The organism is Caballeronia sp. GAFFF1, assembly GCF_023630705.1.
GTDB lineage: Bacteria > Pseudomonadota > Gammaproteobacteria > Burkholderiales > Burkholderiaceae > Caballeronia.
Genome location: NZ_JALQEM010000005.1, coordinates 249,153 through 268,516, shown reverse-complemented (window position 1 = coordinate 268,516; position 19,364 = coordinate 249,153). Strand labels below are relative to the sequence as shown.

At 64.5% G+C, this 19,364-nt stretch carries 20 protein-coding genes and 2 tRNA genes; 10 read left to right on the top strand and 12 right to left on the bottom strand.

Translation table 11 applies throughout. The features are described from left to right. Positions 1-2: 2 nt before the first annotated feature. From NCR37_RS03555 to NCR37_RS03545, 3 genes are all read left to right on the top strand, one after another. A complete protein-coding gene (locus tag NCR37_RS03555) occupies positions 3-1,211 on the top strand; it encodes an MFS transporter (RefSeq protein ID WP_250471852.1) in 1,209 nt (402 codons plus the stop codon). A gap of 44 nt (positions 1,212-1,255) precedes the next feature. Continuing rightward, positions 1,256-1,345: transfer RNA gene (locus NCR37_RS03550), tRNA-Ser, on the top strand. Between the two features lie 163 nt (positions 1,346-1,508). Then, positions 1,509-1,922, top strand: coding sequence for a hypothetical protein (locus NCR37_RS03545; protein ID WP_250471682.1), 414 nt, complete (start codon positions 1,509-1,511; stop codon positions 1,920-1,922). 198 nt (positions 1,923-2,120) lie between these two features. Here the strand turns inward: NCR37_RS03545 and NCR37_RS03540 are convergent, their stop codons facing one another. Together NCR37_RS03540 and NCR37_RS03535 are read right to left on the bottom strand one after the other, a co-directional pair. Further along, positions 2,121-2,537 (bottom strand): DUF4279 domain-containing protein, encoded by a 417-nt coding sequence (locus tag NCR37_RS03540; protein WP_250471681.1) that lies wholly within the window; start codon positions 2,535-2,537, stop codon positions 2,121-2,123. Between the two features lie 9 nt (positions 2,538-2,546). Continuing rightward, positions 2,547-3,320 (bottom strand): hypothetical protein, encoded by a 774-nt coding sequence (locus tag NCR37_RS03535; protein ID WP_250471679.1) that lies wholly within the window; start codon positions 3,318-3,320, stop codon positions 2,547-2,549. 913 nt (positions 3,321-4,233) lie between these two features. Here NCR37_RS03535 and NCR37_RS03530 point away from each other — a divergent pair. Then, complete coding sequence (locus NCR37_RS03530; RefSeq protein ID WP_250471677.1) at positions 4,234-4,545, top strand: hypothetical protein; 312 nt, start codon at positions 4,234-4,236, stop codon at positions 4,543-4,545. Between the two features lie 18 nt (positions 4,546-4,563). Here NCR37_RS03530 and NCR37_RS03525 read toward each other — a convergent pair whose 3' ends face one another. After that, positions 4,564-4,722: a hypothetical protein gene (locus tag NCR37_RS03525; protein ID WP_175939749.1), complete on the bottom strand. Its 159-nt coding sequence runs from the start codon at positions 4,720-4,722 to the stop codon at positions 4,564-4,566. Positions 4,723-4,855: 133 nt separating this feature from the next. On the opposite strand from NCR37_RS03525, the gene NCR37_RS03520 reads away from it, so the two are divergent. Together NCR37_RS03520 and NCR37_RS03515 are read left to right on the top strand one after the other, a co-directional pair. Beyond that, on the top strand, positions 4,856-5,353 hold the full coding sequence (locus NCR37_RS03520) for a TonB family protein (protein ID WP_250471675.1): 498 nt from the start codon (positions 4,856-4,858) through the stop codon (positions 5,351-5,353). 289 nt (positions 5,354-5,642) lie between these two features. Then, on the top strand, positions 5,643-6,947 hold the full coding sequence (locus tag NCR37_RS03515) for an MFS transporter (protein ID WP_248321584.1): 1,305 nt from the start codon (positions 5,643-5,645) through the stop codon (positions 6,945-6,947). 227 nt (positions 6,948-7,174) lie between these two features. On the opposite strand, the gene opgC is transcribed toward NCR37_RS03515, so the two are convergent. Beyond that, entirely contained in the window at positions 7,175-8,362 is a 1,188-nt protein-coding gene (opgC, locus tag NCR37_RS03510; RefSeq protein ID WP_250471673.1) for an OpgC domain-containing protein, read from the bottom strand. Positions 8,363-8,596: 234 nt separating this feature from the next. Between opgC and NCR37_RS03505 the strand changes: the two genes are divergently transcribed. Both NCR37_RS03505 and NCR37_RS03500 read left to right on the top strand, forming a co-directional pair. Beyond that, positions 8,597-8,776 (top strand): hypothetical protein, encoded by a 180-nt coding sequence (locus NCR37_RS03505; RefSeq protein ID WP_250471671.1) that lies wholly within the window; start codon positions 8,597-8,599, stop codon positions 8,774-8,776. A 262-nt stretch (positions 8,777-9,038) separates the two neighbouring features. Further along, positions 9,039-10,418 (top strand): chloride channel protein, encoded by a 1,380-nt coding sequence (locus NCR37_RS03500; RefSeq protein WP_250471669.1) that lies wholly within the window; start codon positions 9,039-9,041, stop codon positions 10,416-10,418. Positions 10,419-10,524: 106 nt separating this feature from the next. Here the strand turns inward: NCR37_RS03500 and minE are convergent, their stop codons facing one another. The 5 genes from minE to map form a co-directional block, all read right to left on the bottom strand. Then, positions 10,525-10,779 (bottom strand): cell division topological specificity factor MinE, encoded by a 255-nt coding sequence (minE, locus tag NCR37_RS03495; protein ID WP_106855712.1) that lies wholly within the window; start codon positions 10,777-10,779, stop codon positions 10,525-10,527. A gap of 9 nt (positions 10,780-10,788) precedes the next feature. Further along, complete coding sequence (gene minD / locus NCR37_RS03490) at positions 10,789-11,604, bottom strand: septum site-determining protein MinD (RefSeq protein ID WP_250471667.1); 816 nt, start codon at positions 11,602-11,604, stop codon at positions 10,789-10,791. 78 nt (positions 11,605-11,682) lie between these two features. Next, positions 11,683-12,465 carry a septum site-determining protein MinC gene (gene minC / locus NCR37_RS03485; RefSeq protein ID WP_250471665.1) on the bottom strand — a complete coding sequence of 261 codons (783 nt, stop codon included), beginning with the start codon at positions 12,463-12,465 and terminating at the stop codon, positions 11,683-11,685. Positions 12,466-12,582: 117 nt separating this feature from the next. After that, positions 12,583-13,107 carry a GNAT family N-acetyltransferase gene (locus NCR37_RS03480; RefSeq protein WP_250471663.1) on the bottom strand — a complete coding sequence of 175 codons (525 nt, stop codon included), beginning with the start codon at positions 13,105-13,107 and terminating at the stop codon, positions 12,583-12,585. Between the two features lie 190 nt (positions 13,108-13,297). Continuing rightward, the gene (gene map / locus NCR37_RS03475) at positions 13,298-14,080 is read right to left on the bottom strand and encodes a type I methionyl aminopeptidase (RefSeq protein ID WP_250471661.1); all 783 of its coding nucleotides are present in this window, start codon (positions 14,078-14,080) and stop codon (positions 13,298-13,300) included. A gap of 220 nt (positions 14,081-14,300) precedes the next feature. On the opposite strand from map, the gene NCR37_RS03470 reads away from it, so the two are divergent. Next, on the top strand, positions 14,301-14,651 hold the full coding sequence (locus tag NCR37_RS03470) for a hypothetical protein (protein ID WP_250471659.1): 351 nt from the start codon (positions 14,301-14,303) through the stop codon (positions 14,649-14,651). Between the two features lie 123 nt (positions 14,652-14,774). Here NCR37_RS03470 and NCR37_RS03465 read toward each other — a convergent pair. The 3 genes from NCR37_RS03465 to NCR37_RS03455 form a co-directional block, all read right to left on the bottom strand. Further along, positions 14,775-14,865 (bottom strand) — tRNA-Ser (locus NCR37_RS03465). Between the two features lie 109 nt (positions 14,866-14,974). Beyond that, complete coding sequence (gene serS / locus NCR37_RS03460) at positions 14,975-16,270, bottom strand: serine--tRNA ligase (RefSeq protein ID WP_250471657.1); 1,296 nt, start codon at positions 16,268-16,270, stop codon at positions 14,975-14,977. A gap of 118 nt (positions 16,271-16,388) precedes the next feature. After that, entirely contained in the window at positions 16,389-17,705 is a 1,317-nt protein-coding gene (locus NCR37_RS03455) for a replication-associated recombination protein A (RefSeq protein ID WP_250471655.1), read from the bottom strand. 240 nt (positions 17,706-17,945) lie between these two features. Between NCR37_RS03455 and cytX the strand changes: the two genes are divergently transcribed. Then, on the top strand, positions 17,946-19,250 hold the full coding sequence (cytX, locus tag NCR37_RS03450) for a putative hydroxymethylpyrimidine transporter CytX (protein WP_250471653.1): 1,305 nt from the start codon (positions 17,946-17,948) through the stop codon (positions 19,248-19,250). The last annotated feature ends 114 nt before the right edge of the window (positions 19,251-19,364 follow it).

Sequence of the window (19,364 nt, the reverse complement as noted above, 5' to 3'; positions counted from 1 at the left end):
CGATGGCGCCGGACTCGGTCATGCGGCATCGTCCGTTCGCGCTCTTCTGGACGGCGCGCGTGATGTCTTCCGTCGCGTTTCAGATGATGTCGGTCGCAATCGGCTGGCAGGTCTATTCGATCACGCACAGCGCGTTCGCGCTCGGTCTCGTCGGCCTCGCGCAGTTTCTGCCGATGTTCGTGCTGACGCTCGTCGTCGGGCACGTCGCGGATCGCTACGACCGCCGCACGATTGCGTATGTCTGTCAGACGGTCGAGAGCGTCGCGGCGCTCATGCTGTGTGTCGGCGCATGGCGCGGCTGGAATCACGCCGGCCCGATCTACGCGATTGCCGCGATCACGGGCGCGGCGCGCGCGTTCGAATCGCCGTCGATGGCCGCGCTCCTGCCGAACCTCGTCGCGCGAAACCAGTTGCAGCACGCGAGCGCCTGGTCGACGTCCGCGAACCAGACGGCGCAGATTCTCGGCCCCGCGATGGGCGGCCTGCTCTACGGCCTCGGCGCGTCTACCGTGTACGGCGCGGTTTGCGTGGCGTTTCTCGTTGCCGCGTGCGCGGTCGCCGCGATCAAGATCGAGAATGCCGTGCGCATGCGCGCGCCGTTGTCGTTCGAGGCGCTGTTCTCGGGCATCGGCTTCATTCGCAGCAAGCCGGTGATTCTCGGTGCGCTGTCGCTCGATCTGTTCGCCGTGCTGCTCGGCGGCGCGACGGCGCTGTTGCCGGTTTTCGCGCGCGACATCCTGCACACGGGGCCGTGGGGACTCGGCATTCTGCGCGCGGCGCCGGCCGTGGGCGCGCTCGCCGGGTCCATCTGGCTCGCGCATTTTCCGCTGCGACGGCGCGCGGGCACGGCGCTCTTTGCTGGCGTGATCGCGTTCGGGATCGCGACGATCGTGTTCGGGCTCTCGCGCAACGTTTATCTTTCGCTGATTGCGCTGGCGGCGCTCGGCGCATCCGATGTGATCAGCGTGGTCGTGCGCATGTCGCTCGTGCAGTTGCAGACGCCGGACGAGATGCGCGGTCGCGTCGGCGCGATCAATTCGCTCTTTATCGGCACGTCGAATCAGCTCGGCGAATTCGAATCGGGCATGACGGCGGGACTGTTCGGCGCGGTGCCGGCGGTGCTGATCGGCGGATTGGGGACGATCATCGTCGCGCTGTTGTGGATGCGGCTTTTCCCCGCGCTCAGGGCGACGCGCACACTCGAAGGCTGAGGTCGCTCGACGCCGACGAGTTGCGCTACAATACGCGCCTTGCTGGAGGTGTGGCCGAGCGGTTTAAGGCACCGGTCTTGAAAACCGGCGAAGGAGCGATCCTTCCGTGAGTTCGAATCTCACCGCCTCCGCCAATCTCCTGTCCGCGCTGGTCCCCTTCCGTTTGAATCGATCCCCGAAACGCCCGTCAGATAAGGCTTTTAGCCCGAAGCGCGTTTGAAGCCGCCGCCGATTTCGAGCGCTTCGCTGGACACGCACACGCCGATCCGTTGCTTACATTCGACAACGGGAACTCGCATGTCCTTCGGCAATACCGCGCGCCGGCATGGTGAGCGGCCGCGCTTGCCTCCCCTGACCGAGGTTCACGCGCCGGGGCGCCGGCGGACGGAACTACCGCAGGCGTCGACCGACCCTGTCACCGATATTCGTCAATATCAATATCGAATTCGCTCTGCGTCAGCCATCCTTCGAATATCCGGCGGCACGTCGGGCACTCGGTTTCCGTCCGCGCTGTTCCAATCGCAGGAAGAACCGAACCTTCGCGTGTTGCCGCTCAATCTGTGCGCGCAGATCGGCACGAGGAAGAGCGAGAAGGCTGACGAGACAGCGCAGGTGCGGCGAGAGGTAGTCGCTAGACACCATGCCGTTGCTGGAAATGCTTCAGATTCCTTGGCGCCACGAGAAGGCGCTCTTGCGGGCCAATTGGGTTGAACGGGGCTGTCCCTTTGCTCCGGTCGTCGAAGGCGACACTCCGAAAAGGCGGCTTTACGTCTTGATGAATTTTTGAAACGACGCATAGGCCAAACGGCGCGCGTTCATGCTCTGGCCCGCCTCACGATCAGATTCGCGACGGCCATACAGGCGTCGCGTGCCGCGGACGACTCCACCGCAGGCAGCGGCGAGAATCTTTCACTGGTACTCATCGATCTCAATGGTTCCGCCGAGTGCATCCATCATCGATTGAATATCGGGCGGCACGTCCGGAATTCGGTCGCCGGAATCATTCACCCAGAAGCAGAAGAACCGCATTTTCGCGCCCGCCTGCTCGACGAGCGCGCGAAGGTCTGCACGCGGAAGGCCAAGACTGCTTTTCAGATATCTTAGATGCGGCGAAAGTTGGTCGCTAGCGACTGCCGATTCACTGCTGACGCCCCAAACGCCGGTTCGGCGCTGCGCCGTTACCGTCCCGCGCGCCCTTCGAATCGGATCACCTTTTCTCACCGCAATAGCGGGCTGCACGCCGAAATAGCTCGTCCAGAAATCGGGCACGACACCATCGCCCGTTATGATGAAGCTGGCATGGGCCAGCCGAGGACTCTTATTCATGCCTCTCGCTCAGTTCTGGTAATCGTGAAAGTTGTCGATGTAATCGCCGTCAAGATAAACATCACCGTTGTCGTGCCAAAGCAAATCATCGTCCGCGCCAATTCCGTTCGTGGATTTGAAGCGGTGAACCATCTCGCGGAACTTCTGGCTTGAGTACCCAAGCATTTTTGCCGCAAAGCGCGGATTGTTCGTGCTGGCCGCGAGTTCGTCGATATCGCCGCTAAGGTCATCGGCGACATACTCGAATGGCTGTACGTCTGCGAACAAGGACTTCGGGACCGGCGCTGCTATAGATCCGTCCGGCAGGATGTCGCCCGGAGTGGCCAACCATATGGCGGGGCCATCGGCAGCGGTTAGCTGCCGCATCGCTGGCGTAACGAACGACGTGACGGCGGGCAATGCGCTTGCCGCGCGGTTGAAAAGCTGCGACGGCGTGAACGTCGGCCCTGATGCGAGAGAACGGGGCGCGCCGTCGGATTGACCGCCCCCGCGCGGGCGATCCGGGGCCGGCTTGATCGGTGCGTCTAGAACGGTCACCAGCTCACCCGTTTCAATGGCGCGCTCGATCTTCCATCGCAGGTTCGCCGCGTCAGGTTCGCTAATGTCAAGAAGACCGCGCGCCCCTTCCAGAAATTGCTCGTCGCCGCTCCAGTCGAGTTTGTTCGAGAGGAAGGCCCGCGCGGCATGCTTCGCCTGCTGCCTTTCGTCAGCGGTCCGGTATTCGACGTCCTGACGGCGTAACACCGTCAAAGCTCCCCTTCGTGGTCTGATGCCGTTTCGCATTGTCTCGTCCTCCTAACCGAGCCGCGCGTGAAAAACACGGCGCGACGCGCGAGAGTTTAACCGCTTGCGGGTCGGTCCCACCCGGGAAACGACATGTCTCCTCATTCTTCTGAAACACGAGTGCTTTCCCTAGCGGACAGTGGTCCACGGTTCTTGCAAGTGCGGTGACACGCCGCTTCGACTTTTTCGCCCGACAAAGGCTAGGGTTCACGTCAGATGCTCTTTTCAACTGCTGGATCCACCGCGGAGATGGGCGACTCAGCGACGCCTCAGCGTATCGCTTCTTGCTTCGACGTGACAAAGCAATGACGCGAGAATCATCCCGTGATCAGATCTGTCCGCATGACGACCGAAAGAGACACGTCTTCTCTAGTTTCCGCTCTTTTCAGTCGATCCTTGGGCGCGGAGCATGGACCCTGGCAGCGCGATACGGTCTGCCTCTTTCGCTTTGGTCTGACCGGCGCGACCTTATGGATCAAGCAAGCCCTTTGAGCTGCGGCCGCGTTCCCTCTTTGATGATTGCCGGTGCGGCAGGCATCTGGCAACCGATACAGAAGCGCCTCGAGCGTCAGAGATTGCGCATGCCGCGAAGCCGCGAAACTGTGTCACTAGAATTGACGAGCAAGCGCGCCGCTTTGCTTGCGTTGCTCCGCGAATGTCGACCGCATCAAGAGCTACCTCAACATTCAGACAAACCGCATTGCGCCGCAATCGCCTGCCAAGTATCGTCGCAAAGCTTCTTCACGCGTTCCCCCGTATCCGCGTGACGGGAGCCTTCAATGGTAGGTTGGCTTGGGCCTCGCCGAGCGCGAGGCTTTTTTTTCGCCGCCACGGTCTGTTCGCAGCACCAATTGAACGCCGCGCCCGCTACCGCATCTAACCGCGCTCACGACTCAGCGCGGAGACCCTCCCGATGCACCGCACTCGCAGCATCCCCCTTCTGTTGGCGCTTGCCTGCTGCGGCGAAGCGTCGGCGCAGGCGGACGCATTGCCTAACGCCCAATGGCGCCGCGCCGACGCCACACTTTTCGATCTCGTCCAAAACGGCTACGCCATCGTCGCGATGACGAGCGCGAGCGCGCCCGCGCCCAGCCCGGCGTCGCCCGAGAACACGTACATCCTGCAGAAGACGAACAGCGTTTACCGCTGCGTCGAAACGCGCGCAGCAACGCGTCCGACGTCGCCGCCGCATTGCGCCGAGCTCGTCAAGCCCTACTCCGACTAGCCCGGCGCGCGACCGCGCTCAACCCACGGGGGGCTCGCCCTCGCCGGGCTGCTGGCCCGGGTTGTCGTGCGGCGCCTGCTTGCGCCCCTGATCGTCACGCTCGGGCAGCTTGCTTTTCTCGTTATCGCTGTGTTCGGCAGGCTGCGCGTCGTCGGGACGATTCGTTTCACCAGTCATGGCTCCCTCCTTGTACGTTCGAAGTATCTGAGTGGCGGAGCAAGACGCGCACCCGGAAAGCGCTAATACCGGGCGGCTCCAGCAGCGGCTACTATTTGAGTATCGCCCCGCGCGCCACTCGTCCTCACGAATCATGATCGCGACGTTTGCATCGCCCGTTCGGATCGCCGCCGCCTGGCTCGGCATCGCGCTGATCCTCGCGACGACCGCCTGCACGTTCACGCCGCCGCCGAGCGTCGTTCAGGCGCGCGCCGCCGCGCCGTCGCCGGCGCCCGGGCTGACGCTCGATCAGTACAAGGCGCGCATCGCGGAGAGAATCTTCGAGCGCAATCCGTCGCTCGTGCTGCATGGCACGCCCCAGGCGATGCTGCGGTCCTTCGTGCTCGTCGCGTTCACGGTAGACCGTAGCGGGCGTCTCGTGCAATCGTCGGTGTATCGGACCAACGGCGACGACGAAGCCGAAGCCACCGCGCTCGCCTCCCTGCGCCGTTCCGCCCCGCTGCCTGCGCCACCCGCCCGCCTTCTGAACGGCAAAGGCCAGGTCGAGTTGTTCGAAGGATGGATGTTCAACGACAACGGACAGTTCCAGCTCCAGACGTCGCACTCGCCGCAAGCGACGAGCATCGACTAGCGCGGACCGGCGTACGTTGGTGCAGATTGGCGCTCGCCGGACACGATCGTTATAATTTTTGGCATCCCTTGCCGGTTCCACACCGGCCCGGCCTTCGCCACGCGCTTACCCCGCGCGCCGTGCGAAGCGCCTCCAAGCATGGCCGCCCGCGCCTGCCTCGCGCACCACGCCTCGCGCGAGCCCGAGCCATCGCGCCCGATTTCCCACACGCGCGACGCAGCGCCCATCGGGCACGTCCCGCGAGTGCGAGCGCAGCAAAAGACACTACAACGCTATAAACGGAGACAGCATGTCATCACCCTCGCTTTCCGCCGCCAAGCCCGGCGACAAAGCCCAAAGCACGTCGCGCGTGATCTTCGCGAGTTTCATCGGCACCGCGATCGAGTTCTACGACTTCTACGTCTACGCGACCGCCGCCGCGCTCGTCATCGGGCCGGTGTTCTTTCCGCACGGGTCGCCCGCCGCACAGGCGTTGTCCGCGTTCGTGACCTTCGGCATCGCTTTTCTCGCGCGGCCGGTCGGCTCGTTCCTGTTCGGGCATTTCGGCGACCGCGTCGGCCGCAAATCGACGCTCGTCGCGTCGTTGCTGGTGATGGGTCTCTCAACGACGCTCATCGGCTTCGTTCCCGGCTACGCGTCGATTGGCAGCCTAGCGCCCGTGCTGCTGTGCATCCTGCGCTTCGGGCAGGGCATCGGGCTCGGCGGCGAATGGGGCGGCGCGGCGCTGCTCGCCACCGAATACGCGCCGCAAGGCAAGCGCGGCCTGTTCGGGATGTTCCCGCAACTCGGGCCGTCGGTCGGATTTCTGGCGTCGAACGGTCTCTTCTTCGGCCTCGCGCTCTCGCTGTCGGACGAGCAGTTTCGCAGCTGGGGCTGGCGCGTGCCGTTTCTCGTCAGCGCGGTGCTGGTGGCGCTCGGCCTCTACGTGCGACTGAAAATTGCCGAGACGCCCGCGTTTCGCGCCGCGCTGGAGCGTCACGAGCGCGTGAAGGTGCCGATTGCGACGCTGTTCAGCCGCTATCTCGCGCCGACGCTGCTGGGCGCGCTCGCGATGGTCGTCTGCTACACGCTCTTTTACATCTCGACGGTGTTTTCGTTGTCGTATGGCGTCGCAACGCTGCACTTTTCGCGCGAGAAGTTCCTCGGCCTGCTCTGCTTCGCGGTGCTGTTCATGGCGATCGCCACGCCGATCTCGGCCATCGCCAGCGACCGGTTCGGCCGCAAGCCGGTGCTGATCGTGAGTTGCATCGCGGCGATTCTGTCCGGTTTCGCGATGTCTCCGCTGCTCGGCAGCGGCAATACGGCTTACGTGGCGCTCTTTCTCACAATCGAGCTGTTCCTGATGGGCGCGACGTTCGCACCGATGGGCGCGCTCCTTCCCGAGCTTTTCCCGACGAACGTGCGCTACACCGGGGCGGGCGTCGCCTACAACCTCGGCGGGATTCTGGGCGCGTCGGTCGCGCCGTATATCGCGCAATTGCTCGCCAATCGCGGCGGGCTGGCGTGGGTCGGCGGGTACGTGTCGGCGGCAGCGGCGGTCAGCCTGCTTGCGGTGCTCGCCATGCGGGAGACGCGCGACATCGTGATGGAATGAGGGCGCCGCAGGCGCGCGCGTGCGTGCGATGACGCGCTGAATCGCGAACGGCCGGCCTGCCCAGCAATCATTGAGAAGCGTTCGGGTACCGTCGCGGTGTCTTAGGTGGCGCGCTCGTCAGCGCAAAGACGTACCCGAATGAAAACGGCTCGGTCGCTCGTAGTCGCCGTATCGGGGACATCCCGCCAGTCCCCGCGACGACGACGAGCGGCCACGCACGGCCGCGCTCACCGATCGCACCGTTTGACCGCATGCGCGGGAACGGGCCGTCGATTCATGGCGGCACGAGGCTGCGCTGTCGCGTGCCCGACGCGCGCCGCCTTGGCTGCTCTCGCCGCTTTGCGCTCCGCCCAGAACCGCGCGAGCCACAGCAGAAAGCCGACGGCGATCGCATCCGCGACGATCCCCGCCAGCCAGTGCGACGGATACCGCCCGAGGTTCTCGACGCCCATCGCGCGCAACGCCGAATCCAGCAGGAGCGAAACCGCCGCGCCCGCGATGAAGCATACGAGTCCCTGCTGCCCGACCGTCACGATGCCCGGAAACCGACGAGCGAGCGTGCCGATCCAGCCCGCGTAGACCGCGCGCGCGATGATCCAGGCCACTGCGCCGAAGCTCACGATGCGCAGCGTCGCAAGGTTCTGCTTCATGTATCCGGGCGGCGCCTGCGTTTCGAGAAAGAGCTTCGCGAAAGCAAAAGTCAGCGCGAACGCAACCGCCAGGCAAGTCAGCGCCCGGGCGACGCGGCCCGCGTGAAAGTCGTCGCTGATCGGCTGCACACGCGCGAGCACGCCGGTCACGAACATCAACTGCCACGCGAACGGATTGAAGGACCACGCCTGCGCATAGGAAGCCGGAAGCGCGTTCGCAAGCGGCGTGGCCGCGAGCCAAAGGAGAAGGCTGCCGAACATGGCGACGACGGGCCTGCGCGCGGCGAGCGGCACCACGACCGGCACGGCGAGCGCGAAAAGCGAATACATCGGCAGGACCGACGACAGATACGGCTGCTGCCGCAGCAGCGCGACATCGAAGAGCAGGCTGAACGGACGGGCGAGAAACGCCGGCCATTCGGTGTACTGGAGCATCGGCGAATCGATGCGGAGCAGCATCAGCAGGGCCCCGCCGATGAGCATCAAGACCGCCGTCAGCAGATACGCGCGGTAGATTTCCCAGCTTCGCCGGAAAAAGCGACGGCGAGCGGCTGAATCACTCCGGCGCGTCGCAAGCGCCGTGTAAGCCGCCGCCGACGCGTAACCGCCCAGAAAGACGAACACTTCCGCAGAATCGCAAAAGGCGTACTGATGCAGCGTGAAGCGCGACAGCACGCTTCCCGATATGTGGTCCACCGCGATGATCAGAAGCACGATTCCCCGAAAGAAATCGACTTCGAGCGAACGTGCCGGCGGGGAAGTCATCTGTCGAATGCTCCTCGGACTGCGGTCGGGCGCGCCTGTCGGAAGCGATCGCGCGCATACGGGGTTTGTACCTAGCGTCGAAACAAAATTCCCGTGGCAACGTAATCAGGTACGTACTTTCAAGGTAACACCGGCAGAGGGTCGGCAAGCTGGCGGCGACATGGCTTTTTCGCCGGTTTCGCCGCGCCCGGTTCGACCGATCCTGGACAACAACGGACTTGCATCGAGAACATCATGTCCCTCCACCTGACCAGCTCCCATCTCGTCGCGATGATCGCCATCGCGCTCTCGGTCGCGTTGCTGCTCGCGATCAGGTTTCGGCCCGCGACGTGGCGCGGCGTCGTATGCGAGGCGCTCCTCGCCAACCTGGGCGCGATCGCGGCGGTCGTCGCTTTCGAAATGCTGACAGCCTGATTTTTTGTGGACTACTTTCGATTTCTCTGAACTCTGGCGAGCGGGCGCGGTCCGAGGTTGTAATTGCCGTTCGCGTCGCTCATTGTGGCGCGCCCGGCTCTCTTCTCCTCTCCGCTCCTGATTGATAGGAGCGTTTCCTGGGCGCCTGGCGAAAGCCTCGCGCCTGTTCTTTTTTCCGCGCCTGCTTTCTGTCATCGGTCCGGGGACGCGAAATGCGTTTTGGGATCGTCGTTATAATCGGCGCTTTGCCGACGGCCTTCGCATGCTCCGCGCGCTTCGTTCCCTCTCAACGCTCACTACGCGCCGAACGCGCAGCCTCTGGCGCCGCTACGGCATCTTCTGGCTGGGCGCGATTCTCGTCGGTCTCGTCGCCGTGTATTACGCGCGGCTCATCGACTGGGGATACGGTCTCTTCATGGGCTTTCGCGCGGAACATGCGTGGCTGCCGCTCATCGTGACGCCCGCGGTCGCCGCGCTCTGCGTGCTTCTAACGCGCGCGTTCTTCCGCGGCTCGGAAGGCAGCGGCATTCCGCAGGTCATCGCCGTCCTGCATAGCCCGACGTCGGCGGCGGGCGGGCGGCTGCTCACGCTCAAGATTCTCGCCAGCAAGATCGCCGTTTCGTTTCTCGCGATTCTCGGCGGCTTCACCATCGGTCGCGAAGGGCCGACGGTGCAGGTCGGCGCGGCGCTCATGTTCAACATGCGGCGCTTCTATCCCCGCTCGAATTCGCTGATCGAACGCCAGCTCGTGCTCGCCGGCGCGGCGGCCGGATTGTCCGCGGCGTTCAACACGCCGCTCGCGGGCATCGTGTTCGCCATCGAGGAACTCACGCGCAGCTTCGAAGTGCGCGCGAGCGGCGTGCTCATTACCGGCATCATCATCGCGGGTATCGTCGCGCTCGGGCTCAACGGCAACTACACCTACTTCGGCACCATCGACGTCGGCGCGCATTTTCCGAAGGTGCTGGCCGTGGCCGTCGTCGTCACGGCGATCGTCACCGGCATCGCGGGCGGCGTGTTCTGCTGGCTGCTGCTCAACACGAGCAAGTGGATTCCAGCGCCGTTGCGCAAGCTCCATGCGTCGCAGCCGGTCGCGTTCGCCGCGCTATGCGGGCTCGTGATCGCGGCGGTCGGCATCGTGTCGGGCGGCAACACCTTCGGCAGCGGCTACGCGGAAGCGCGCGGCCTGCTGGAAGGACGCGAGCATCTGTCGGCGTTCTATCCGCTCCTGAAGATGGTTTCGATGATCGGCTCGTATCTGCCCGGCATTCCGGGCGGGATTTTCGCGCCGTCGCTGTCCATCGGCGCGGGCTTCGGCAACGTTCTGCACATGGTGTTCTCGGACATGCAGTTGCCCATGCTGATCGCGCTCGCGATGGTCGGCTATCTCGCCGCCGTCACGCAATCGCCGATCACCGCGTTCGTGATCGTGATGGAGATGATCAACGGGCACGCGCTCGTCATCTCGCTGATGGCGACCGCGCTTATTTCGAGCCGCGTGTCGCGCGTGTTCGCCCCGCCGCTCTACGAGGCGCTGTCGGAGCGTTACATGACGCCGCTCGCGCATCCCGCCGCGCCTTCGCCCGAAGTGCCGGACCCGGAAACAGAGGCCGCCACAGAGGCCGCCGCTTCGCAGAAATAGCGCGCGCAAACGATAGCGCGCCAAAACAAAAAGCCAGGATCGCTCGATCCTGGCTTTTTCGTTTGCGAGTCCGCGACAGCCAGCGCCGCGCGGACCGACGGCGGCACTAGGCCTGTGGGATCTCGATCTTGACTTCCAGCACTTCGAGATCGTCCTGACGTTCGAGGCTCACCCGAATATCGTCATCGGAAATCTTCACGTATTTCGAAATCACGGCAACGAGTTCTCGTTGCAACGCCGGCAGGTAATCGGCGGCGGCTTTGCCACCCGCGCGCTCGTGCGCAATGATCAACTGCAAGCGTTCCTTCGCGACCGAAGCGGACTTCTTCTTCTCGCCCAGCAAAAACGAAAGAATCGACATTGCGTCCCCTTACTTGGTGCCGAAGATGCGTTGCAGCAGACCAGGCTTCTGATAGTCGGTGAAGCGCAGCGCCTTGTCCTCGCCGAGGAAACGCGACACCACGTCCTTGTAGGCTTCCGCGACATCCGTGCCGTCCAGATGCACCGCCGGCAAACCCTGGTTCGATGCATGCAGCACCGCTTCCGATTCCGGGATCACGCCGATCAGCTCGATGCGCAGAATCTCCTGAATGTCGTTGAGCGACAGCATCTCGCCTTCGGACACGCGCTTCGGGTTGTAGCGCGTGATGAGCAAATGCTCCTTCACGGGCTCCTTGCCTTCCATCGCGCGCTTCGTCTTCGACGCGAGAATGCCGAGAATGCGGTCCGAGTCGCGCACGGACGAGACTTCCGGATTCGTCACGATGAGCGCCTCGTCGGCGAAGTGCATGGCCATCAGCGCGCCCGACTCGATACCGGCCGGCGAATCGCACACGATGTACTCGAAGTCCATCTTGATCAGTTCGTTGATGACCTTCTCGACGCCTTCCAGCGTGAGCGCGTCCTTGTCACGAGTCTGAGACGCCGGAAGGATGTAGAGGTTCTCGCACTTCTTGTCCTTGATGAGCGCCTGACGCAGGTTCGCCTCGCCCTGAATCACGTTGATGAGGTCGTACACCACGCGGCGTTCGCAGCCCATGATGAGGTCGAGGTTGCGCAGACCGACGTCGAAGTCGATCACGGCCGTCTTGTGGCCGCGAATCGCGAGCGCCGATGCGAAGCTCGCGCTCGTGGTCGTCTTGCCGACGCCGCCCTTCCCCGAAGTCACCACAATGATTTTTGCCATACAAGTACCTTGTGTTCGTCAAATGGGTCCGCCTGCGCTTCCTGCATGAGCGCGCGCCAACGCATCGGGCGCGCGGCTTCAGGTCAGCCGCAGCGGTTCGATCATGAGTTTTTCTTCGTCCAGCCAGATTTGCACGGGCTTGCTCGCCACGTCGGCGGGCAGCGGGTTCTCGGTCGTCCGGTAGATCCCCGCGATAGAGATCAGTTCCGGTTCGAGACAGGTGCAGAAGATGCGCGCGTCGAGATTGCCGTGCACGCCGGCGAGCGCGCGGCCCCGCAGCGGCGCATAGACGTGGATGTTGCCTTCCGCGATGACTTCGGCTCCGTACGAGACAAGCCCGAGCACGATGAGATCGCCCTTCGCGTAGACCTGCTGCCCGGAGCGCAGCGGCCGTTCGATGATGGTCGCCGGTTGTGGAACGGCCGGAGGCGGTTCCTTGGCGACAGCCGCTTCGATGACGGCTGCGGCTTCGGTGTTGGGCTTGGCTTCGTCCACCGATGGCTTCGGCGCGCCGCGGCGGTCGCGTGCTTCGAGAATCGGCAGGCCGCCCGAGTTCGCCCATTGAATCGCCCACGTCTGCGCGGGCAGCGCGACGACGCCGACCGGCCGCATGCGCACGCTCTTGAGCAGCGTCTCCAGTTCCGCCAGAGAAATGCGTTCGCCTTCGCCGCCATTGTCCGAAGCCGCGAGACGCCGCACGTCGATGGCGACGACATCGTTAGCAAAGAATTCGGGAGTCGCCTCGAAGCGCCGCGTGAGTTCGGTGCGCAGGGCATCGAGGTCTGGAGTCTTGACGACGAAGAGAAGCGTGTCGACGGAGCCGCTGCGCAGTTCGAAGAAGGGCGTTTTGTTGAGCGACATAGGAACGGCCAAAAATTTTGCGTATTTTACAGGCGTACACGCTCGCGGCCATATTTTTTAGGACCGATTTGCAGCCGCTGGAAAGGAAGAACGCGCGACGAGATGCGCCCGAAAGTCTCAGGCGTCGTGCCCGGGCTTCACGTGACGCACATAGAGCGATTCGGCTTCCTGCTCGCTCGGAGGCATGGCGCGGCGATCGCCCGTGGGACCGAAGCCGAGCCGTTCGTAGAAGCGCATCGCGGTGCGGTTCTCATCGGCGATCCACGCATGCACTTCGGCTACGCCCTGCTCGGCGAGCCATTGCGACGCGACGTTCACGAGCAGTTCACCGCCGCGCAGATGACGCACGGCCGGCGCGACCCACAGCGCGCTCACGAACGCGCGCTTGTCGCCGCTCTCCTCGATGTACGCATGCACGAGCCCCGCGGGATGACCTTCGGTGTACAGCAGAAACGTCGCGAGCCGCGGCGAGCTGGCGTGCAGCGCGGCGGTCTGATCGAACGATGCGGGATCGACGAGCAGTGCATCTTCGAGCGTCTCGCCGAACGCGTAGGGCGCTTCGCGCAGCGACGCCGTGCGAAGCTCGCGCAGAACCGAACCTTGTTGCGCGGCAATGCGGCTGACGGTCAGTGAGGGACTCATGCGGGCAATTATCTCTCTGGCTTGCTGGCTGTGCTTCGAACGCTTGCAGCGGCTCGGACACATGGCCCATTGGCGTAGCTTCAACCGAACGGGCGAACCCGTCAATTCCTAATTCGTCGGAAAGTGCCTTACAGCGCACATCGTTCGCGTGGCGCGCGAGGCCGGCAGAGGTTGCGGCTAAAGGCGCCGCTCACGGCGTCTCATAAGCGCCGGTGCCGTCCGGCCACGGCGTGAGCACCTCGTAGCCGTCGTCGGTGACAACGACCATGTGCTCCCACTGCGCGGACAACGACCGGTCCTTGGTGGTCACCGTCCAGCCATCGCGCGATTGCTGCGTGGCCGCGCGGCCCGCGTTGATCATCGGCTCGATGGTGAAGACGAGGCCCGGCTTCAGTCGCAGACCGGCGCCCTTCTGGCCGTAGTGCAGCACTTGCGGGTCTTCGTGATACACGCGCCCGATGCCGTGGCCGCAGTACTCCCGCACTACCGAGAAGCCTTCGCGGTGCGCGACCGACTGAATCGCGAAGCCGATATCGCCGAGCGTCGCGCCCGGACGCACCTCGCGGATGCCTGCGAGCATGGCTTCGTAGGTCGTCTCGGTGAGGCGGCGCGCTTCCTTGCCGGGCGTGCCCGCGTAATACATGCGGCTCGTGTCGCCGAAGTAGCCGTCCTTGATGATGGCGACGTCGATGTTGATGATGTCGCCGTCTTTCAGTTCCTTCGGTCCCGGAATGCCGTGGCACACCACATGGTTCACCGAGGTGCAGACGGTCTTCGGAAAGCCCATGTAGCCCACATTCGCCGGCACGGCCTTGAGTTCGTTGACGATGAACCGGTTGCAGATGGCGTCGAGTTCGTCCGTGGTGACGCCGGGGCGGACGTGTTCGGCGATCATCGCGAGAACTTCGGCGGCCATGCGGCCAGAGATGCGCAACTTTTCGATGTCGGCGGGGGTCTTGAGCGTGATGGCCATTGAGCGATGCGGATGGATTCGTGCCGCCTGCATGCGGGCGCCGGGCCGCCGTTCGCGAACGTTCGACGCGCGCCGCGCACGAGGACAATCAGGCCGATGATAGCATTCCCGCTTTCGTCGCCGGCTGCTTTCGGGCTGCATCTCTTGCCCGATCGCTGCCCTTGCGATGCGTCTTCGTCTGTGTTCAAGTGCGACGAATCGACTTTTTGTACGGAGCGTTATGAGCTTGTATCGCTTGAGTTTGGCTTGTGTGCTGGCGTCGGCTGCGGCGGCGCTCGCCGCGTGTGGATCGACGAGTGGCCCGGAACTGCGGGCATCGAAACCCGTGATCTATGTGTCCTCGGCGCGCACGGCGTCGGATGTATCCAGTTGCCTTCAGCGCATGCTGCCGTCGGCGCAGATGACGCGCAATCAAGGCTCGACAGAGCTTCTCGTCGGCTCGAACGCGTGGCTCGTGACGCTGACGCCGTCGGGCTATGGCTCCATCGTCAAGGTGCAGCATGCCGCGTCGGACGACGGTGGCGTGCCCGAGCCCGAACTGCGCTTCGATGTGGCGCGCTGCGCGGTTTGAGGGCGCTTCAAACGATACGCGCGCCCGCCTGTTGAACGATGAACGCATGGCATTCATGCGTTTCAACGGCTGCGCCAAAAGGAAAAACCCCGCAAGCCTGACGACTTGCGGGGTTTTGAATTTTGGCGGAAAGGGTGGGATTCGAACCCACGGTACGGGGAAACCGTACGCCTGATTTCGAGTCAGGTACATTCGACCACTCTGCCACCTTTCCGTCTACCAGCTTGCTGCTGCCGGCCTCGCTGAACGGGTCGTTGCTCAACGAAGAATCGAAGTATATCGAAGTCGCCAAAGGTTTCCAAGCACCTTTTTGCAAATAAACATCACGCAGCCGGCGCTTCAATGCGCTCCGCCCCGCCCATGTAGGGACGCAGCGCGGCCGGAATGGTCACGGAGCCATTCGCGTTCTGGAAGTTCTCCAGCACCGCGACGAGCGTACGGCCGACCGCGAGCCCCGAGCCGTTGAGCGTGTGCACGAACTCCGGCTTGTTCTGCGCGTTGCGAAAGCGCGCCTGCATGCGCCGCGCCTGAAACGCCTCGGTGTTGGAGCAGCTCGAGATCTCGCGATACGTATTCTGCGCCGGCAGCCACACTTCCAGATCGAACGTCTTCGCTGCCGAGAAACCCATGTCGCCCGTGCAGAGCGTGATCACGCGATACGGCAGTTCCAGTTTCTGCAAAATGGCTTCGGCCTGGCCGACCATCTCGTCGAGCGCCGCGTACGAGTGTTCGGGCGCGACGACCTGCACCATCTCCACCTTGTCGAACTGATGCTGGCGAATGAGACCGCGCGTATCGCGACCATACGAACCCGCCTCCGAGCGGAAGCACGGCGAATGCGCCGTCAGCTTCACCGGCAGCGCGCTCGCTTCGAGAATGCTGTCGCGCACCGTATTCGTCAGCGAAATCTCGGACGTCGAAATGAGGTACTGCGTGACCGTGTTCTCGTCGCCGCCCTTCTCCACGCGGAACATGTCGTCGGCGAATTTCGGCAACTGGCCCGTGCCGTACAGAATCTCCGGATTCACGATGTACGGCGTGTAAGCCTCGGTGTAGCCGTGCTGTTCCGTATGCGTGTCGATCATGAACTGCGCGAGCGCGCGATGCAGCCGTGCAATCGGCCCGCGCAACAGCGTGAAGCGCGCGCCAGAGAGCTTTGCGCCGGTCTCGAAGTCGAGTCCGAGCGGCGCGCCGACGTCCACGTGGTCCTTGACCTCGAAGTCGAACGCGCGCGGCGCGCCCCAGCGCCGCACTTCGACGTTCTGCGTCTCGTCCTGGCCGACGGGCACGCTTTCGTGCGGCAGGTTCGGCACCGTCAGCATGAGGTCCGACAGGCGCTTCTGGATGTCTTCGAGCTTCGCCGCCGATTCCTTCATCGTGTCGCCGATGCCGCCGACTTCCGCCATCACCGCCGACGTGTCCTCGCCGCGGCCCTTCATCGCGCCGATCTGCTTCGACAGGCTGTTGCGGCGCGCCTGCAGTTCTTCGGTGCGCGTCTGAATCTCGCGGCGCTCGGCTTCGAGCGCGGCGAAGGCGGCGACGTCGAGCGTGTAGCCTCGATCGGCGAGGCGCTTCGCGACGCCGTCCAGGTCTTTGCGGAGGAGTTGAATGTCGAGCATGGCGGGGCTGCGTTTGTTAAGTATTCGGAAACGCCGATTCTAGCGCACGGGCTCGGGCGTTCGCGGGCATCGCGGGATCGCTTCGCGAAACGCGCCCCATGCCGCAGCGAAACGACGCTCAACGCTTCTTAGGGTCCGGATGCTCACGGCGCCAGGCTTCGTCGAGCTCGGAAAGCCGCGCGAGCTTTTCGCCGATCTTGCCTTCGAGGCCGCGCTGCGTCGGCTGATACCAGTGCGGTTCGCGCATGCCGTCCGGCAGATACGTTTCGCCGGCGGCGTACGCGTCCGGCTCGTCGTGCGCGTAGCGGTACTCGTGACCGTAGCCGAGTTCTTTCATCAGCTTGGTCGGCGCGTTGCGCAGATGCACCGGCACGCCACGCGACTGGTCCCGGCTGACGAAACGCCGCGCCTCGTTGTACGCGTTGTAGCCCGCATTCGACTTCGGCGCGACGGCGAGATAAATGAGCGCCTGCGCAATCGCGAGTTCGCCCTCCGGCGTGCCGAGACGCTCGTACGTTTCGGCGGCGTCGAGCGCGATGCGCGCGCCGCGCGGGTCGGCGAGCCCGATGTCCTCCCACGCCATGCGCACGATGCGCCGCACGAGATAACGCGGGTCCGCGCCGCCGTCGAGCATGCGGCAGAACCAATAAAGCGCGGCGTCCGGATTGCTGCCGCGCACCGACTTGTGCAGCGCGCTGATCTGGTCATAAAACGCGTCGCCGCCCTTGTCGAAACGGCGCAAATTTTCGGCGAGCGCGCTGCCGAGCAGCGCGCCGTCCACCTCGGTTTTCTTCTGCTGCGCCGCCGCCCGGGCGACGATCTCCAGATTGTTCAGCAGTTTGCGGCCGTCGCCGTCGGCCGAACCGACGAGCGCCTCGCGCGCTTCGTCCGTGAACGTCAGTCCGCCGAGTTCGGCCGTCGCCCGGTCGAGCAGTTCCTTGAGCTCGTCGGCGTCGAGACTCTTCAGCACATACACGGCCGCGCGCGACAACAACGCGCTGTTCACTTCGAACGACGGATTTTCCGTCGTCGCGCCGACGAACACGAAAAGCCCGGACTCGACGTGAGGCAAGAACGCATCCTGCTGGCTTTTGTTGAAGCGATGCACCTCGTCGACGAACACGAGCGTCTGCCGCCCGTTCGCGCGATGAATCTGCGCGGTCTCGACCGCCTCGCGAATGTCCTTCACGCCGGAGAGCACCGCCGACAGCGAGATGAACTCGGCGTCGAAGGCCGCTGCCATGAGGCGCGCGAGCGTGGTCTTGCCGACGCCGGGCGGGCCCCACAGAATCATCGAGTGCGCCTCGCCCGACTCGAACGCGACGCGCAGCGGCTTGCTCGGCCCGAGCAGATGCTTCTGCCCGATGACTTCGTCGATGGTGCGGGGACGCAGGCGCTCCGCGAGCGGAACGGTGCCACGGTTTTCTTCGAACATGTGCTGTGGACGCAATTTCAGGCGATTGAAGCAATGGAGGCGGGCTCTCGCGCAGAATCCGCAGGCGGCGATAATCTTGCGCTTTCTACCGTGCGCTGGGCATCGGCCGTTCGGCCTGGTTTTCAAGCCCGGCGACGGCAGGCACAATCGCGCACGATTCGGGTGATTATGACAGCCGCGCGCGGTGCGCGAACGGCGCCGCGCCAACCGACCCCTTCGACCTCTTTGGAAACTTCCTCGATGCAGCAAGAGAACACCTCCACCTACGCGCCGCTCGTGCCTGTGCCCTCCGAGCGCCGCGCCTTCGGCATGAGCGACGCCTTCGCGCTGTGGTTCTCGCTCGGCATCGGCTTGCTCGTCGCGCAGGCGGGCGCGTTGCTCGTGCCGGGCCTTTCGCTTCCGCACGCGCTCGCGGCGATCGCCATCGGCACGGTAATCGGCGTCGTGCTGCTGGCGCTCGCGGGCGTGGTCGGCACGGATACCGGGCTCGCGGCCATGTCCTCGCTGCGCCCGACGCTCGGCGTGCGGGGCGCCTCCGTGCCCGCCGTGCTCAATGCCGTGCAACTGGTCGGTTGGGGATCGTTCGAGATCATCGTGATGCGCGACTCCGCCGACGCGCTCGCGAAGCAATCCTTCCATCTCTCGATGCCGACCGTCTGGACACTCCTTTTCGGCGCGCTCGCGACGCTGCTCGCGGTGAGCGGGCCGCTTTCGTTCGTGCGGCGCTTTTTGCGCACATGGGGCATCTGGCTCCTGCTCGGCGGGGCCGGCTGGCTGACGTGGAATCTGCTGTCGAAGCACGATCTCGCCGCGCTGATGGCGCGCCCCGGCACCGGCGAAATGGCGTTCGGCGCCGGCATCGACCTCGTGGTGGCGATGCCGCTGTCGTGGCTGCCGCTCATCGCCGATTACACGCGCTTCGGCCGCAGCGCGAGCGGCACGTTTCGCGGCACGCTGCTCGGCTACGGCATCGCGAATCTCTGGTTCTATGCGCTCGGCGCGGTGTATGGGCTGGCTGCGGGCGGCGGCGACACGCTGCTCACGGTCGCGCTCGCGCAGGCGGGCGGCGGCATGGCGCTGCTGCTGATTCTGATCGATGAAATCGACAACGCCTTCGCCGACATTCACTCGGCGGCCGTGTCCACCGGGACGTTCTGGTCGCGCGCGAGCGTGCCGATATTGTCGGCGGCGTTCGGCGCGCTGTGCACGCTGGTCGCGCTCGTCGTGGCGATGGGCAAGTATCAGAACTTCCTGCTCTTGATCGGCTCGGTGTTCGCGCCGCTTTTCGGCGTCGTGCTGGCGGATCACTTCATCGTGCGAAAGCGCCGGGTGGATGCTGCCGCGGTTGGCCGTCTCGACGGACGCTATGGCTACTCGGGCGGCTGGCACGTGAGCGCGTTCATCGCGTGGGCGGTCGGCATCGCAGCCTATCACGCCATCAACGCGTGGTTGCCGAACCTCGGCGCGACGCTGCCGGCGCTGGCGCTCGGCGCGGTGTGCTATCTGCTGCTCGTATCGACGCGGCGGGCGGCGGTCGCTTCGTGACCGCAACGCCAGCGAGCGCGGATTCGGCTCGCGAATCAAGGCGCTAGCCGACTTGTCAGGCGCTTTTCCACAGGGCGTTGCACAGAAGTTGTGGAAAACGTGCTCGGGGCGCGC

Bases quoted from the DNA above. Each gene is read 5' to 3' on its own strand.
- NCR37_RS03535 (WP_250471679.1), bottom strand. From the start codon at position 3,320: ATGCGAAACGGCATCAGACCACGAAGGGGAGCTTTGACGGTGTTACGC.
- NCR37_RS03455 (WP_250471655.1), bottom strand. From the start codon at position 17,705: ATGTTCGAAGAAAACCGTGGCACCGTTCCGCTCGCGGAGCGCCTGCGT.
- map (WP_250471661.1), bottom strand. From the start codon at position 14,080: ATGGCCATCACGCTCAAGACCCCCGCCGACATCGAAAAGTTGCGCATC.
- minC (WP_250471665.1), bottom strand. From the start codon at position 12,465: ATGTCGCTCAACAAAACGCCCTTCTTCGAACTGCGCAGCGGCTCCGTC.
- NCR37_RS03500 (WP_250471669.1), top strand. From the start codon at position 9,039: ATGCTCCGCGCGCTTCGTTCCCTCTCAACGCTCACTACGCGCCGAACG.
- NCR37_RS03505 (WP_250471671.1), top strand. From the start codon at position 8,597: ATGTCCCTCCACCTGACCAGCTCCCATCTCGTCGCGATGATCGCCATC.
- NCR37_RS03525 (WP_175939749.1), bottom strand. From the start codon at position 4,722: ATGACTGGTGAAACGAATCGTCCCGACGACGCGCAGCCTGCCGAACAC.
- minD (WP_250471667.1), bottom strand. From the start codon at position 11,604: ATGGCAAAAATCATTGTGGTGACTTCGGGGAAGGGCGGCGTCGGCAAG.
- NCR37_RS03545 (WP_250471682.1), top strand. From the start codon at position 1,509: ATGTCCTTCGGCAATACCGCGCGCCGGCATGGTGAGCGGCCGCGCTTG.
- opgC (WP_250471673.1), bottom strand. From the start codon at position 8,362: ATGACTTCCCCGCCGGCACGTTCGCTCGAAGTCGATTTCTTTCGGGGA.
- NCR37_RS03470 (WP_250471659.1), top strand. From the start codon at position 14,301: ATGAGCTTGTATCGCTTGAGTTTGGCTTGTGTGCTGGCGTCGGCTGCG.
- cytX (WP_250471653.1), top strand. From the start codon at position 17,946: ATGCAGCAAGAGAACACCTCCACCTACGCGCCGCTCGTGCCTGTGCCC.
- serS (WP_250471657.1), bottom strand. From the start codon at position 16,270: ATGCTCGACATTCAACTCCTCCGCAAAGACCTGGACGGCGTCGCGAAG.
- NCR37_RS03540 (WP_250471681.1), bottom strand. From the start codon at position 2,537: ATGAATAAGAGTCCTCGGCTGGCCCATGCCAGCTTCATCATAACGGGC.
- NCR37_RS03555 (WP_250471852.1), top strand. From the start codon at position 3: ATGGCGCCGGACTCGGTCATGCGGCATCGTCCGTTCGCGCTCTTCTGG.
- NCR37_RS03515 (WP_248321584.1), top strand. From the start codon at position 5,643: ATGTCATCACCCTCGCTTTCCGCCGCCAAGCCCGGCGACAAAGCCCAA.
- NCR37_RS03480 (WP_250471663.1), bottom strand. From the start codon at position 13,107: ATGAGTCCCTCACTGACCGTCAGCCGCATTGCCGCGCAACAAGGTTCG.
- NCR37_RS03530 (WP_250471677.1), top strand. From the start codon at position 4,234: ATGCACCGCACTCGCAGCATCCCCCTTCTGTTGGCGCTTGCCTGCTGC.
- minE (WP_106855712.1), bottom strand. From the start codon at position 10,779: ATGTCGATTCTTTCGTTTTTGCTGGGCGAGAAGAAGAAGTCCGCTTCG.
- NCR37_RS03520 (WP_250471675.1), top strand. From the start codon at position 4,856: ATGATCGCGACGTTTGCATCGCCCGTTCGGATCGCCGCCGCCTGGCTC.